This is a genomic window from Stieleria mannarensis, assembly GCF_014154935.1.
GTDB lineage: Bacteria > Planctomycetota > Planctomycetia > Pirellulales > Pirellulaceae > Stieleria > Stieleria mannarensis.
In genome coordinates, this window is record NZ_JACEHH010000003.1 from 98,872 (window position 1) to 113,532 (window position 14,661).

Annotated in this window: 13 protein-coding genes; all 13 read right to left on the reverse strand. The window is 57.2% G+C overall.

What is annotated here, in order from left to right; all coding sequences use genetic code 11:
- Positions 1–55: 55 nt before the first annotated feature.
- The 13 genes from H1B37_RS02845 to H1B37_RS02905 are packed head-to-tail and all read right to left on the reverse strand — an operon-like array spanning position 56 to position 14,451.
- Positions 56–1,051 carry a lysylphosphatidylglycerol synthase transmembrane domain-containing protein gene (locus tag H1B37_RS02845; protein WP_182865107.1) on the reverse strand — a complete coding sequence of 332 codons (996 nt, stop codon included), beginning with the start codon at positions 1,049–1,051 and terminating at the stop codon, positions 56–58.
- Positions 1,052–2,170 carry a UDP-N-acetylglucosamine 2-epimerase gene (locus H1B37_RS02850; protein WP_182865108.1) on the reverse strand — a complete coding sequence of 373 codons (1,119 nt, stop codon included), beginning with the start codon at positions 2,168–2,170 and terminating at the stop codon, positions 1,052–1,054.
- A gap of 24 nt (positions 2,171–2,194) precedes the next feature.
- Positions 2,195–2,719, reverse strand: a complete 525-nt coding sequence (locus tag H1B37_RS02855; RefSeq protein WP_182865109.1) for a sulfotransferase — start codon at positions 2,717–2,719, stop codon at positions 2,195–2,197.
- Positions 2,716–3,774, reverse strand: a complete 1,059-nt coding sequence (locus H1B37_RS02860) for a glycosyltransferase family 2 protein (protein WP_182865110.1) — start codon at positions 3,772–3,774, stop codon at positions 2,716–2,718. The genes H1B37_RS02855 and H1B37_RS02860 overlap by 4 nt, the downstream gene beginning before the upstream one ends.
- Positions 3,771–5,699: a tetratricopeptide repeat protein gene (locus H1B37_RS02865; protein WP_182865111.1), complete on the reverse strand. Its 1,929-nt coding sequence runs from the start codon at positions 5,697–5,699 to the stop codon at positions 3,771–3,773. Before H1B37_RS02865 ends, H1B37_RS02860 begins: the two co-directional genes overlap by 4 nt.
- A gap of 5 nt (positions 5,700–5,704) precedes the next feature.
- On the reverse strand, positions 5,705–6,982 hold the full coding sequence (locus H1B37_RS02870) for a TadE/TadG family type IV pilus assembly protein (protein WP_182865112.1): 1,278 nt from the start codon (positions 6,980–6,982) through the stop codon (positions 5,705–5,707).
- Complete coding sequence (locus tag H1B37_RS02875; protein WP_220498007.1) at positions 6,979–7,803, reverse strand: TadE/TadG family type IV pilus assembly protein; 825 nt, start codon at positions 7,801–7,803, stop codon at positions 6,979–6,981. The genes H1B37_RS02870 and H1B37_RS02875 overlap by 4 nt, the downstream gene beginning before the upstream one ends.
- 14 nt (positions 7,804–7,817) lie before the next feature.
- Entirely contained in the window at positions 7,818–8,189 is a 372-nt protein-coding gene (locus tag H1B37_RS02880; protein WP_182865114.1) for a DUF192 domain-containing protein, read from the reverse strand.
- 15 nt (positions 8,190–8,204) lie between these two features.
- Entirely contained in the window at positions 8,205–9,122 is a 918-nt protein-coding gene (locus H1B37_RS02885) for a type II secretion system F family protein (RefSeq protein WP_182865115.1), read from the reverse strand.
- Between the two features lie 2 nt (positions 9,123–9,124).
- Positions 9,125–9,970, reverse strand: coding sequence for a type II secretion system F family protein (locus tag H1B37_RS02890; protein ID WP_182865116.1), 846 nt, complete (start codon positions 9,968–9,970; stop codon positions 9,125–9,127).
- The gene (locus tag H1B37_RS02895) at positions 9,967–11,436 is read right to left on the reverse strand and encodes a TadA family conjugal transfer-associated ATPase (protein WP_182865117.1); all 1,470 of its coding nucleotides are present in this window, start codon (positions 11,434–11,436) and stop codon (positions 9,967–9,969) included. Before H1B37_RS02895 ends, H1B37_RS02890 begins: the two co-directional genes overlap by 4 nt.
- A complete protein-coding gene (locus tag H1B37_RS02900; RefSeq protein ID WP_182865118.1) occupies positions 11,433–12,668 on the reverse strand; it encodes a CpaE/TadZ family protein in 1,236 nt (411 codons plus the stop codon). The genes H1B37_RS02895 and H1B37_RS02900 overlap by 4 nt, the downstream gene beginning before the upstream one ends.
- 37 nt (positions 12,669–12,705) lie before the next feature.
- Complete coding sequence (locus H1B37_RS02905) at positions 12,706–14,451, reverse strand: CpaB family protein (RefSeq protein WP_182865119.1); 1,746 nt, start codon at positions 14,449–14,451, stop codon at positions 12,706–12,708.
- Positions 14,452–14,661: the final 210 nt, after the last annotated feature.

The following is a 14,661-nucleotide window of genomic DNA, read 5'->3' on the forward strand; positions in this document are numbered from 1 at the left end:
GTGATCCACACCGATTCAATGCAAATTGCAGCAGATTTGGTCTGGGAGTCGACTGTTAACTCGCCGTCTTTCCTGGCTCGGTTGAGCGACGCATATCGGCAACGATGATCGCGAACGCAAACGGGCTGATCGCAAAGACGACGAATGTGCTGACGACTCGATCTGCCAGTGCGGCCATCAGACCGATCGATGCATCACCTCCTGAGGCGGCTTCTGCTGCAGACAGAACCGCCTCGCGGACCCCCAGTCCAGACGGTGTGATGGAAACAAGCGTGCTGACAGATGCCAGCACGGCCAAAAGGACTGCGTCGGGTGCGGAGCAGTCTTGACCAATTGCGTGGTAAGCAAAAAACAATCGGCCAGCGGTGAACAGGATTTGAAGGAAATTACCAAAGGCGATTCTGAGCAATAGGAGTTTTGACCGCCGAATCTCATCCCATCCACGACAGACCATCTGGACTGCTGATCCCCACCTCAAGGTGAACACGGCAAACGGCCGATCGGCCGGAATGACCATGACTGCTAGAGAAGCCAAGAGGAGCAATGTCAGGAGCCAGCGAACCGAATCTGCCGCGGTTCCGATCGCCATACCGGTCCACGGAATGGCCGCTAAACCGATTGTCGATGTCACGGCGATCGAAATAAGAGTGATTCCACCCAGCACGCTCGCAAAATGGGAAACGCTCAAGTTTGCAAACTTCTTCAGATAGGCAGCACGCAATGGCAGTCCTGCACGGAATGGCATCACGAGATTGACGAATGTTCCTGCGACCGTAACAGCGAGCCATCGTGCCATCGCCAAATGTGTGCCCAGGTGCGATGTTGCCAGTTGGTTCATACGGCTCATCACTCCTAGGTGCAACAACGACATCACGATCATTCCCGCGATAAATATCGGGTGGAAATCGAGCACGTTGACCATTGTGGTCCACTGGTTTCTGACCCAGACCGCTCCGATGATTCCGAAAACGGCTGTGGTCGAAATCGAGATCCAGAATCGAGTGTTGGTTTGGACCGTAGCGCGGGCGCCGGGAGTATCGAGCACGTCCATTCAATTGCCCGCACGCTGGATTTGGGAACTGGCATATGCGAGCAATTTGTCGGCGATTTCAGCGGTCGGGCTAGGCTGATCGGAGGAAACCGTGGCGGGGCGATGTCCTTTTCGCAACTGCGCGGTGAATTGTTCGACCACATTGGAACTCCTGTCCCAGAGGAGCGCAGTTGTGCCCAAGCCATCTGATCGCTCTGTGGTTTCTCGAAGGACCAGGCAGGGCATTTGTAAGTAACCGCACTCCTCCTGGATGCTGCCCCCGTCGGTAATAACGCCACATGCGTGCCTAAGCAATCCGATAAATTGCGGATAATCCAGCATGTCTCGGCAGGTGACATTGGCGTTTAGCTGATCTGCCAAGCCGAATCGACGCAAGTAGTTTTTTGTCGGGCGATGGATAACGAACTCGACGTCGATTTTTGACGAGACCTCGTTGATCGCCCGAATCGCATCGGCAAATCTTTTTCGATGGGTAATGGTTTCGAGCCGATGACAGGTCGCCAAAACATAGGGCATCTTCGGCAAGTCATCGCGTGGCTCTTCTTCGTTCAATACCATGCGTAGCGAATCAACGACCGTGTTGCCGCAAACGGGGACAACCTTTCCACGGACGTTCATCGTCGTCAAATTTTGAGCCGCCTCTTGGGAAGGGGCGAAAAGCAGATCGGCGCGATGCATGCACCAGATCCGAATCAGTTCTTCAGGGAAAGGATTGAACCATTTAAAGCTTCTCAAACCCGCTTCGACATGAACGGTGGATAGCCCGGCCGCTCGCGAAAGTTGCAACCCAAGAAGCGTGCTGAGCGTGTCACCGTGAATCAAACAGACACCGCCGCCGGGAAAAATTTGTTCTCGAAGGCGACGACGGGCAAACCATGTGGATGCCAGATGTTTGAGGTACCATCTCGCCGCACCAGCCATCGACGTGATGTCAGCCTCGGAATCACGTAGGGAAATACACGGTTCAGGAAGCCCTAATGCGTAACGGAGCTTGCGCGTGATTTCTGCATGCTGTCCGGAATCGACATAGCGAAACGGAACTCGCCGTCTGGACAGTTCACGCATCAGCGGCGCCATCTTGATCAACTGGGCTTTGGTTCCGATGAAGAAGTGAATCATGAAACTAGTGAGGAGCCCGCTGGCTTAGATCTGTGCTTCGCGAAGGTTTAGGAAGGCCATCGGGACTTGGAAATCCTCGCTTGACTTCAAAGTGGCAAAGGTTGTTATCCAAACTTGAATCGGTAAATTACTAATCGCCAAGTAACCTCGAATCCACTGCAAGGTGTAGACACACCAAATGAGGAATTTAAAAGGTCGGTCGCCCCACCAATGCTGGAGTTGGCTCTGCACAGCCTCTTCGCGAGGGCGAAACACGTAGATCAACTTCGCGTCTGGAACAAGACGGATCCAGCGGCGGATTCGGTAGCTGGCTTTAGGGTATTTAAGGACGACTCGTCCCTCTGGTAGGGAGTCGATGAATCGTTCCGCCTGTTCCCAGTTCCACTTCCGGGAAATCGCTTTGAATCTGGCACTCTCGTAAGTCGGGTATTCTGTGGAATCCGAAGTGACATCCTGCGGGATTTGAAAGCCCAGATCTAGGAGTTTTTCGGTCAGGAGCGAAGTTCCGGTTCGGTTGCTACCCACTACGAAAACAATCGTGCGACTCATTGAACTGACTCCGCTACGGGGTTCGACGCCGGCTTGGACCGTCGTTGCAGGTAAAGCAATTCTTCTTGAATTCGCCGACTCCGGCCGATTTGATCGGCGACCAACGAGAGGACTGCGAAGGAAACCCCCATCACCAAACTGACGCCGCCGATGGTGATTAACGAGGTCCACGGTGAGGTCCGGCCGGTCAGCAACCATACGAAGCCGACAAAGCCGACCAAAACGAGTCCCGCGAAAACAAACAGCAAGGCGATCGAGCCGAAGAACAGCAACGGTCGCCAATCCCGTAGTGCTCTCAGGATGATCGTGAGGCTGCGGAATCCGTAACGCCAAAGGTTGGACGCGACCCGGCTTTTTCCGTGCTCCCGTTCGCCTCGAACCACCAACGGCACTTCGGTCATCGCGATTCCCTTTGCGGCCAGGTCGATAAACGATTCCTGGGTGTAGGTGAATCTTCCGAACAGGTTCAGTTTCAACGCGGTGTTGCGAGAATAGGCCCGGAACCCGCACGACACATCACTAAACTTGGGGCCGCCGGTGATCGCGTTGATCAACCGGCACATCATCCGATTGCCCCACAACTTGATCGCCGGCATCTCTGGAAGTTTCGCCCGATCGGCGAATCGCGTGCATGTGACGAAACCGAATCCTTCCCGCACAATCGGGGCGACCAGCTCGGGAATGTCTTCCGGACGAAATTGGCCGTCGGCATCCATGTTGACAATCACATCCGCCCCGCGAGACAGTGCCGCTTCGACACCCGATGCGAAGGCGGCACCCACACCCAAGTTCGTCGGATGACGAACCACGTCGGCTCCCCCTTGCCGTGCCAGATGAGCCGTTTCGTCGGTTGAGCCGTCATCGACCACGATGATGTCAACCGACGCGATCCCGGGAATGGATCGCGGAATCCGCTCGATGACGTTGGCGATCGTGGCCGATTCGTTCAATGCCGGCAAGATCACGACGAGCCGTGTTGCGGACGCCAACGGTCTCACTGGGTCGGCCCCATCGACGGATTCGATCCGTTCAACCGGCTTGAGTTCGGTGGTCATTGGGCGCTGCCCTCCGCCGAGGATTCATTTCGCAGTTCGGCCAATTCCGCTTTGAAGATCGCCGGGATGTGGACACGCGGGGCGTTTTGGGCGAATTCATAGTGCGCTATCGCGGCAGAAAGGTCTTTGCGGGCGGCATCGATCTGGCCGAGTTCGCGATGGGGTTGCCACAAATAGGGACCAAGTTGTGCGGCGCGTTCGAGGTGGGCCTCCGCTTCGTCGAATCGCTGCTGATTTTTCAACAGTTGCCCCAACCGCAGGTGAGCGATGACATCCTTGGGCTCAAGCTCCAGACCCCGTCGAAACTTCGCCTCGGCGTCGTCCACGCGATCAAGTTGCTCCAAAACATGAGCGCAGCCGAAATGGAAAACAGCCTTCCCGGGTTCCGCTTCAACCGCCCGCTCGTAGAAGGGTAATGCTTGCTGCGGTTGTTGACGATGTGTGACCAGAAAGTACGCGTAGTTGTAGAGCAATTGTGAGAAGTCAGGGTCGAGTCGGAGTCCGATTCGATAATGTTGTTCGGCGACATCGAGATCACCGTCAGCGGCGGCGTAGTTGGCCAAATTCATGTGACCACGCGAATTGTGGGGGCTGACACGCACCACGTCTTTCCACATGCCGACTTGGCTGTGATAGATTTGATTCCGCTCGCGGGTCGCCCAGGTCAACGCAACGGCAGCCAGAACCGAAAGCGAAAGTGTCCCGGCCGCCGCCATTTTTTCGCAACGTTCGATTCTGCTTCCCGCCAGCGTGAAGAGACCAAAGCAAGCCAGGACAACGCCGCAAATCAGGGTGGCGAGGGAGAGGTAGACGCGATGCTCAAACGCCAGGTGCAGCGGGACGATTGTTGAGCTGGGGGCGAGGATGATGAAGTAGCTGAGGATCAAGAACGCGATCGAGGGGAGTCGCCAAAGCAGCACAAATCCGGTCGCCAGGATTCCGAGAATCAGGGCGCCTTTTCCGTAGATCTCCAGCCGGTGATGGGCGATCTGCCAGACGTAGTCGAGGCAAAGGTCCTTGGGCCAGAACGAAAGCCGGAAGTAGTGCAATAAGACACCGGGTTGAGAGCGCAGGTATTCCCAACTGGTTGCCCGTCTGCCGGCCGAATCAGGCGGATCGACGTAGTACGGGACTTTGCCGATGCCGACAACGAAGTACAGCAGCGCGGCGCACAAAACCGGACCGTGGACCCAAGCCCGGCGGCGGAGTACGTCGGACCAGGTGGTTGCCAGGAAAAGGCGATCGTACAGCAGCGCAACGGGCACGATCATCAAGCCAACTTCTTTGGTCCCGATCGATAGCCCGGCCGCAGCGATCGCAAACCCATACCAACCTCGAGATCCGTCGGTCGCACCGCGATTCAAGCCGTACAAGCACGCCAGGAAAAACATCCCCATCAAAGCTTCCAGTCGCTGGACGATGTACGTCACGCTTTCGGTCTGCAACGGATGCACGAGCCACAGCAGTGCCACACAGAAGGCAAGCACGGCCGATTGATGGCGGAGGATCGGCGGCGCGGGGGGCAACCGCAGCGTCCGCCGCACCAAGCCCATCAGGAACAAGCCGGCGGCGAGGTGAATCAGCAAATTGACCGCATGGTAACCCCACAGATCCAGACCATGCAACGAGCGATTCAAGGCGAACGTCCAACGCCCCACCGCTCGCCGTCGAAGCCCACCGGGAATCTCCTCCGCCGTCGCATTCCAGGTCCCGGCGAGCGACGTGAGCGAATGGTTGGTGACGATGCAGGGATAATCATCGAAGTGAAACACACCGGCAAAGCTGTTTTCGTAGGCGATCAACCCCGCCAGTGTCAGAAGCATCGCGAACATCCACACCGTGCGGCAATCTTTGCCTTGAGAACACGAGTTTTTCCCGACCGGCACAATCGATTTGACCGTGCCATCATGAGTCTGCTGCGTCATGGAGGTCATCGTACGGATCTCGATAAGGCGGGGACACGCAGCAGTTCATTCGACTCGTCAAATTGATGTACCGTGTCTAGTAGTTCAGTGGCATCGATATCTACCCAAGCATCAGGAGCATGCCGAAGAGTTGCCGTCGCATTGGTAACAGCGACTGGTTGCAGCGTCTCTTTGGTGAACACAAGATCCGTCCCAACGATGTTTACGTCATCGACATGTCCAAATCCAATCACCCGAACGGTCGATGAACCACCGTTGTCCATCAGTTCCGCGGTAAGGATAATGAAACCCTCATTCGCGATGAGCTCATTCGCTTGATCGTGCGTTCCCATCGCTTCCTCACCGACCGACGTGACTGTCAACAATGCTTGATCGAAGATCGTTGCGTCGTCAGCCCCACTTCCGAGCGTGACCGGTGAATCAAACTGCCATTGGTCGATATCCATGCGGACATTGAGTACACCGACCAAACCAATCCCACTATTTCCCAGCCCAACTTGAAGTGCTGGACTTGCATGCGCGATCGCAGTGGAACGTACTGTCGTTCCATAACGACGAAAGTCATGCTCACCGTCGCGTGGGGCCGCTGGCAGCCAGCTCAGCAGTCCTAACATAAGCGGTAATCCGCCGCCGTTCGAGCTAACATCGGCGACGCGATCAAGCCCATGGGGGTCATGTGTCCGCCGCATGCGAATAAGAAATGCGTCAACATAATCAGTGGTTGAATCAGCAGCCGATGGCTCGTTCACGACGAAGTCATCACGTTCGTACGAGTCGTTTACAAGGGTCGTGGACTCTCGATGCGAAGTCTGGTTGCGATCGTAGAAGCCAACGACCATGTCGCCGTGCGGTTCGTTATCGAGGTTGAGTTCAAAGTCATCCGGGCGGTAGACATAGTGCGATCGATTTGCGGGCAGGTTGGCTGTCCCATGTCCGTCACCGAAGGTCACTTGCCGATACCCGTGACCGCTCGTCAGGCTGCTTGCGATTCCGGCACCGATAGTCTTTACGTTTGACGACGTGTCGAGATCGTCATCAAATGCAAGCCGCAAGAGCTTCCTCGCTTTATCACGGCGTTCAAATTCAGTGACACTTGAATCGTTATGCCCGCGCAGTCCTTCCAGCGCCGACGCGTTCACGCCCGTTTGCATTTGACGCCTCGCCAGCAGGACGAACCCGTAGTCGACGGTGAGTGCAAGCACACCCACCAGCGCGATCAAGACGAAGAAGACCAGGATCAGCGATTGTCCCCGGCGACTGCGATAACGAATGGAGGTTTTCAATTGAACACCTCACGCCGATAAATCGCCTGAACTGATATGACTTTTCGGTACGGACGAACTCCCGCGGAACGAAACAGGGCGGCTTGTCGACCGAGACCGAACCGACCGCTGTGAATCGTCGTGGCGGCCGCGCCGGATTCGGCCGGTACGACGAGAGCGTAGTTGCTGCCGGTCGAACCGTCACTGAGCGCGGAGTCATTGGCATCGACGATGACCTCCCCTTCGCTGCCGACTCGATTCACCAACGTCGTGGATTGAGCCGGATAGTTGATCCGCAGGGCGACCATGCCTGGCACGAACGAAGCTGCCGAATTCGTCGCCGCGAGACTGTATGGACCCTCAGCACCACCTGGTCGAATCTCTTCGACGGGTGCCACCCACTCCAAAATCGATTCAGTGCCATCACTCGCGTAACCGACCAGAGGAATCAAAACTGTTTCGACGCCATTGCGGTTCGTAACGATTGCTCCAGGGTAGCGGTAGACCCGTTCTCCTCTTGAGTCATCAGCAATCATGACTTGGGTCAACAGACGGTTCAATAATGGTAGCGAGTCGATGTAGGAACGATTCCAGTTTGATGCCGAGATGATCAGTTCGGCCTCGTCGTAAATCTGTTCTTGAAACAGTGGGTCATCCATCACGAGGACGTCACTGTGGTCTGCATCCAAGTCACCAAGCCCTAACTTTGCCGTTGCTGAAAACGGAATTCGTGAAATCTCCATCGCGGCCACGTCGACGGCTTGTTGCAGCGTGTTGGCTTGATAGAAGAACAGCCCGAAGCTGATCGTGGCGCCGATGATGATCACCAATAATGGGATCAAGAACGCCATCTCAACTAACGCTTGACCTCTTCGATTCGCAGTTTTACGCCGATGGCAAGATCGGATTGACCTGCCGGTGTTTCGAGCACACTGGTTGTTCCCCGCGGTGCGATCGCGATCCGCCAGGGACGCAGTCCCCGACGAGCGCCGATCACCGTGTCGTCGTTGGACAAGAAGACGACGTCGATCGCCATCCGCATCCACATCGTGTGGATCGAGCCGCACGGGCGGATCAAAATCGCCGAACTCGGCCGCGTCTTGCCCTTGAACATCCAACCCCGAAAGCGACTCCAAACGGAATCGGCGATCTCGAGGTGTTCGATCAGCACGCGGCCACTTTCGGCGTCGATGAGCCGGTGCCGGGGTGGCAATTGGGGTTTTTGCATTGGGATGTTTCAAACTCATTGTCCGGAGACTCCTCGCATCATTTGCCCCATCATGCCAAAGGCCTCGTTGATCATCGGTCCGAGCAACACGATGAAAATTCCCGGCAGGAATCCGATCACCATCGGGGCGACCAACTTGGTGGGAACCGCCATGGCTGCCGCGGTCGCCCGCTCGCGTCTTCGGCTGCGAATCTCGATCGCTTGAATGCGCAATGTCGCCGCCATGCCCGCTCCGCTCTGTTCCGCCTGGATCAACGCGGAGATAAAGGCGGAGAACATCGGCACCGATACCCTTGTCATCAATCGCCGAAGGGCATCGACGCGGGGTCTGCCCGCCATGGTGTCGCGTTGAAAAAGACGGAAGTCTTGTACAAGGGGGCGGTTGGGTGGTTGGACCGCCAGGATCCGCTCGAGCGCCGCGTCAAATCCGATCCCGGCTTGCGCCAAGGTATTCAGTAGATCCAACATTAACGGCAAGTCTTGCTGAATCGCCCCGACGCGCTGCCGCCGCGTCGCACGCACGACCAGCGTCGGTAGCAGCGCGATCACGACGACCAGGAACCAGGGGAGTGCCAGGGCGAACGGAACCATCACGTTGCCCACCCCGCCCGGAATGCCGTACAGCAGATTTACGGCCAAGTCGATTAATCCACGTTGACGAACGGCCATGACAAAGCCGACCGCGACCAAAATCCCGATCAGGGTTGCCGCAACGAACAGCAGGGGAGCGATCGGACGCCGGTATCCCGCGCGGAACAACCAATTTGCAAGGACGCCGCGACTGACTTCCGCTTGACCGGCGAGCGCAGACGCCGGATCCGGCTCCAGTTCTGCTTCGCTGACCAAGCGTCGCCACACAAGTTCGCGTCGATGCATCGCGAGCAGGAGCCATACGACCCCGATCAGAACTAAAAACATGATGACGTAAAGCATCGTTACACCTTCGGTCTGCTGATTTTCGACACCATGGCGATTCCGACGCCTTGAAGCACGAGAGCCAACGTGATCAACCAAGTCCCGGTCGGAGTGGTCAGGAAGCGTACAAAACGAGGGGGATCGCTTTGCCACATCATCGCCGCCATGAACCAAGTGACCACCAAAACGACCACGGTGGTCAAGCGTCCCTGGGTGCTGAGTGCTCGGATTTGACGCGCGATGATCAAGCGGTCTCGGATGGTCCGCCCGATCCCCGCGAGGATTTCCCCGAGGCTACCGCCGGCTTCCCAGTTCACCGACAAGGTGGTCGAAAACAAACGGAACGTTTCCATCGGAACGCGTTCACTTAGTTCGCCAAAGACTTCAGGCGGTGAATCGCCCAGTCGCAAACGGGCGACCATTTCGTCGAGTTCCCGTTTGATCGGCATCGGCGCATATTCGGCGGCTTGGGTGAGCGCGGTCTGCAATGACGATCCCGCCCTTACCGATGCCACCAGGACATCAATCGTGTCGGCGAGTTGCGTTTCGATCCTGCTTTGACGCCATTCCAAAATCCACGCGTCCAGTTCAACACCTAGCAGCGTGACCACCACGCCCAACGCACATGCGATCGGGACGGGACAGACGAACGCCAAGACCAGGCTGGCCGTAACGGCGATCGCGACCACCACGGCGATCCACCAATGGCGCCGCGCGAATGGCCGCTGACGCGACTCAATTTCGTCATCGGTATCCTGTTCGGTCAGTCGGTTGCGGACCTGTTCACGCCGCCAACTCTCGTACCAGTAGTATCCGATACCCGCAGTGGCGGCCAACAATCCGGCGGGAAACAACACCGCGTTCACAGCCTCTCATCCTCCAATGCGGAAGAAGCGGAGAAGGCAGTTCCGAACAACTCCTGTTTCGGGATCTGGACGCCACGGTCGCTCAATTCTTCGGCGATTCGCGGAACGACACCTGTCGCTTGATGTTCGCCGGAAATCCCGCTCGCGTCTCGCCCCGTTTGACGGAATGTGTAGATGTCTTGCAATTGCGGCGTCGTTTGCTCCATGCCCACCACCTCCGCGACTCGTTCAACACGTCGGACACCATCCTCGTAGCGGCGAACCTGGATGATGTAGTCGAGTGCCGACACGGCTTGTTCGCGAATCGCACGGGACGGTAATTCGGTCCCGGCCATCATCACCATGGTTTCCAAACGCGAAAAGGCATCTCGCGGGCTATTGGCGTGAATCGTCGTCAAACTTCCATCGTGGCCGGTATTCATCGCCTGCAACATGTCCAGCGCTTCTCCGGCACGGACTTCACCCATCAGGATTCGGTCGGGCCGCATGCGGAGCGCGTTGACAACCAAGTCGCGTTGCGTGATTCGGCCTTGGCCTTCTAGGTTGGAGGCTCGCGTTTCCATTCGCACGACGTGACGTTGTTGCAGTAGCAACTCCGCGGCATCTTCGATCGTGATGATCCGTTCCCGGTCGGGAATGGCTTCAGCGATCGCGCCTAAAAGCGTTGATTTGCCTGACCCTGTTCCTCCGGAAACGATGATGTTCTTTCGGTAGACAACGATCAGCTCAAAGAAACGTTGCATTTGAGAGGAAAACATCCCCAATCGAATCAGATCCGCCCGCGTCAGCCGTCTGCGTCCGAAACGCCGAATCGACAGGGTGGGCCCATCGATCGTGACCGGTGGTAGGGTCGCATTGATCCGGCTGCCGTCGGGCAGGCGTGCATCGACCATGGGCGAGGAGGTATCGATCCGTCGTCCGACGCGCGATGCGATGCGCTGAATGATACGGACCAAGTGTTCTTCGTCGCGGAAACGAATGTCGGTCGCTTCCAGCTGACCGAACCGTTCGACAAACACTTCGTCATAGCGGTTGACCATGATATCGGTGACCGCCGGATCGCCCATCAAAACCGATAGCGGGCCGGTGCCGAGTGTTTCCTCGATCAGGTCCTCGGAAAGCCTACGTCGCTCGGTTTCATTGAGTGGCCATTCTTCGTTTTCCAGGATCTCGGTGACGAACTCGTTGACAAAACTCTCGAGTTCGTCATCCGGCCTGGCAAGCACGTTCTGCTCGTTCATCTCGTCGATCAAACGCTCGTGCAACGTTCCCTTGATCGCCTGATACTCGACGTTGCGGCTGCGAGGTCGTCTCTGCGTCGGAGTCGCATCGGTGGGGACGCGGTTGCGTGCAGCGTCTTTCTTCTCGCGAGTCGAACGCAGGCGGTCCCGTGGGACATCCAAGGATTTGCGGGCCAAGCGTGCTCGGACGTCGTCCGGGTGGATTCGCTGTCTTTCGTCACTCATGTCGGTGCCCCCCGGTCGTCTTCGGTTGCCGAAACATCCGCTCCGTTGGACGAAACGCGACCGATCGCGTTCATGACGGTTGATCCCGTGCGAAGTTGCTCGATCGCACCCGCCATTTCTCGGATCGCGCGTGCCGACTTGGAGAATCGATTGGGGGACATTACGAACGGATGGCCGATATTGGCCGATTGAACGATCCGCTTGTCATACGGGACTACGTGATCGACGGTGCGCCCCAAATAGCGTTCCACGTCGTGTCGGCTCGGGCTACCACCTGTTTTGGAGAACCGGTTCAGGACAACCCGCTGGCGATCGACCGGAAAGTCCACTTCGTCGAGCAAGTCGAAAAATCCTCGGACAATCTGCATCGTCGGGACGACGTTTTCAAGGACGACGTAGGCTTCGTCAGACATGTCCAGAATTGCCATGTTGATGCGATCGAATAATGGAAAGGTATCGACCAGAACAAAGTCGTATCGACGTCGGGCCAACAACAAGATCCGAGAAATCATCGCGTCATCGATCTCGGCGGCTTCCATCGCATTGGCGGGCGCGGCGAGCAACTGCAACCCCGAGTCGTGTGAGGTTGTCAATTCGTGAAGCAGTCGCTCATCGAGCCGGTCACGCTGCTCCCAGGCGTCAACCAGGGTGGCCTTCGGTTGAACGTTCAGTTGCGTCGCGCATACACCCATCTGAAGCGAGCCATCAACCAGCAGCACGCGGCCGGGATGACGTCGTGCGAGTTCAGCCGCAACGTTGACCGCTGCGGTGCTTTTTCCGACGCCTCCCTTGTTGCTCAGGAAGCTGACGGTCAATCCGATCTTGGCGGGATCGGAGCGGCGGGGTGACAGCCGACGTGTGAGAAGCTGCTGTAGGTCTCGACTGGAAATCGGTCGGCGTATGAAGTCTTCCACCCCCAGCCGCAATGCCTGAATCATCAACCCACTTTCAGAGCCGACAGCGTTGACCCGATCCGTCTGCAGCAATCCGACGATGGCACTGTGCGGCGAGCACGCGCCAAGCTCATCGATCAGCACCTGCAAAGAACTCATCTCGGGGCCGATCTCCAGCATCACGATCGCCGGTTGGTAGGCCCGAGCCGTTTCAATGACCTGGTGAACCTCGTTTCGATAATTCACAATCGGCTTGATCGACGAAACCGACTCAAACGCCTTCTCCAACTCGTCGTCGACCAGGACGTCTTTTCGATAGATCAGGATATGCGGTTTCATGATTTGACACCCCCTTTCGGAGTGGACGGAGGTGCGGTCATTTGCTAACCGATCGCCGAAAAGCCGTTACCGTTTTGTCACTGCCGCTGATCGACTCTCGAAGCACGATCCCTTTCATCGGATCCTCATCGGATGTCAGCATCGGCAGGTTCGGCGGTAAGGCCGGGGTTGATAATTCATCGACGGTTGGATCGTTCGGTCGCCCGGAGCGCGCGATGGTAAATACGGGTGTTTTTAAGGCGAGCGCTTTTGTCAACGCGGCGACTTCGTCCGGTCGAATCGCCAACGTCACGCTGCTATCGACGTGTTGAACCACAACAGCCTCGGTCGCGATCACCGAATTGACGGCTTTTCCGGCCATTACAGATGCCACTCCACCGGCCAGTTGGATGTTGCCACCGAGTTCTTGGCTTAAATCAAAGGGAGCCGAGCCGATGATGTCGAAACGATCTCCGCGCGAAAGAGATGCGATGCCGTTGATCTGGTCCGCCGTCACCGTGACCGCCATCTTGTCGGTCGGAATCCCACCGGCGATCCCGGGCGCCGCTGTGGCAGGAAGCAAGTCGGTTTCGCGAATTCGTTGACCGGGCAACAAGTCGTTGGCCACGACGCGTCCGACATAATCATTGAAGCTGGGGTCGGCCAAATCATCCGCTTCGATTCGTTCGTAGGCGGCGACTTCGCGAATCACGGAATCGGGAGGCAAAAAGTCAGATTCTGAGAAAATGTACCCTGGATCGATGTCACGTCGCACCACCCGACCCCACAGCTGGTCGACCGACGAAATCCAATTCTCCGAAACGGTTTCGGGGCGGAAGTAATACCGCCGGGGTTCCCCCGTCCGCGGTTCGGCCAAATCCTTGGCGGTGATCCGTTGATAGGCTTTGATTTCAACCGCCGCTGCGGGAAACGCGATCATGCCCTCGAGTTCGTTTTCGTGTTCCGGCACTTCGGTTTGTTGCCCCGATCGTGCGACGGCGTGGATGGTCAGTTTCGCACCGAGTGCTTGAGTCAAGGGAACGACTTCTTCGGGATCGATCGCGATCGCGACCTGTTCATTGTTGTTGCTCGCGCGACCGCGAGAGTCCGTTTGCTGAAACTCCATTCCACCCTGCGTCGTCATGGCACGACCGTTGGTCAGCGCGACCACGGTACCGCCCTGAACCAGCAAGCGGACGCCGTTGAGCGGGATCGGTTTGTTGCCCCTGGCTTTGATGCCGCCCATCAAAAGACCGTACTCCGCCCCCGCGTTGGCCGATTCCTCAGGAAGACTCGCCAGCAGGTCAAATTGGTCCCCCATCTTCAGCAGCCGCAGTCCGGGAACCTGGCTGGCGTCCAAAAAGAATCCTTGCTTGCCTTCCGGCACGCCGGCGGATAAACCCGTGCGACTGCCCTCCGGCAGAAAGTCCTTCTCCGAGAACACAAAGTCGGCGCGCTTGTTTCTTGCCATCACTCGCCCGATCACATCGCCCGCCCTCAATATCCAATCGGGGTTGGCTTCCACCTGAGCCTTGGGCAACCAAAAATAACTCTCGTCTCCCTTGTCGCGATCATAAATATCTTCGCGTTGAACCTTTTCATAGGCGTTTAGTGCAACGAGAGACCGAGGCACTGCGACCATGCCCTTGCGAGACGGTTTGGCTGCAGCGACGGGCGGGCGATCGAGCCATCCGAAATATGACACCGTGGCATATCCCATCAGTGCGACGCCGCCCAAGATGGCAACCGCAATCGCCAGATTGAGCAGCGGACTGGGGCGACTGGAACGTCTTCGTGCAGGCATGGTCGGTCGGAGAGGAGTGATGGACGAAAAACAACGAGTGTCGGTGGCGGCCAAGGGTAATTGGCTCGACCGAAAGCGGACAAAAATGAAACAAGGTTGGGCGGATCGCTCCGCCCAACCTACATGATCCATCATGCTTCTATCGCCGTGATCGAACCCACGGCGTGGCACTGACACGTCTCGTGATCCCGAGGGAATCTCAAGGCGTGG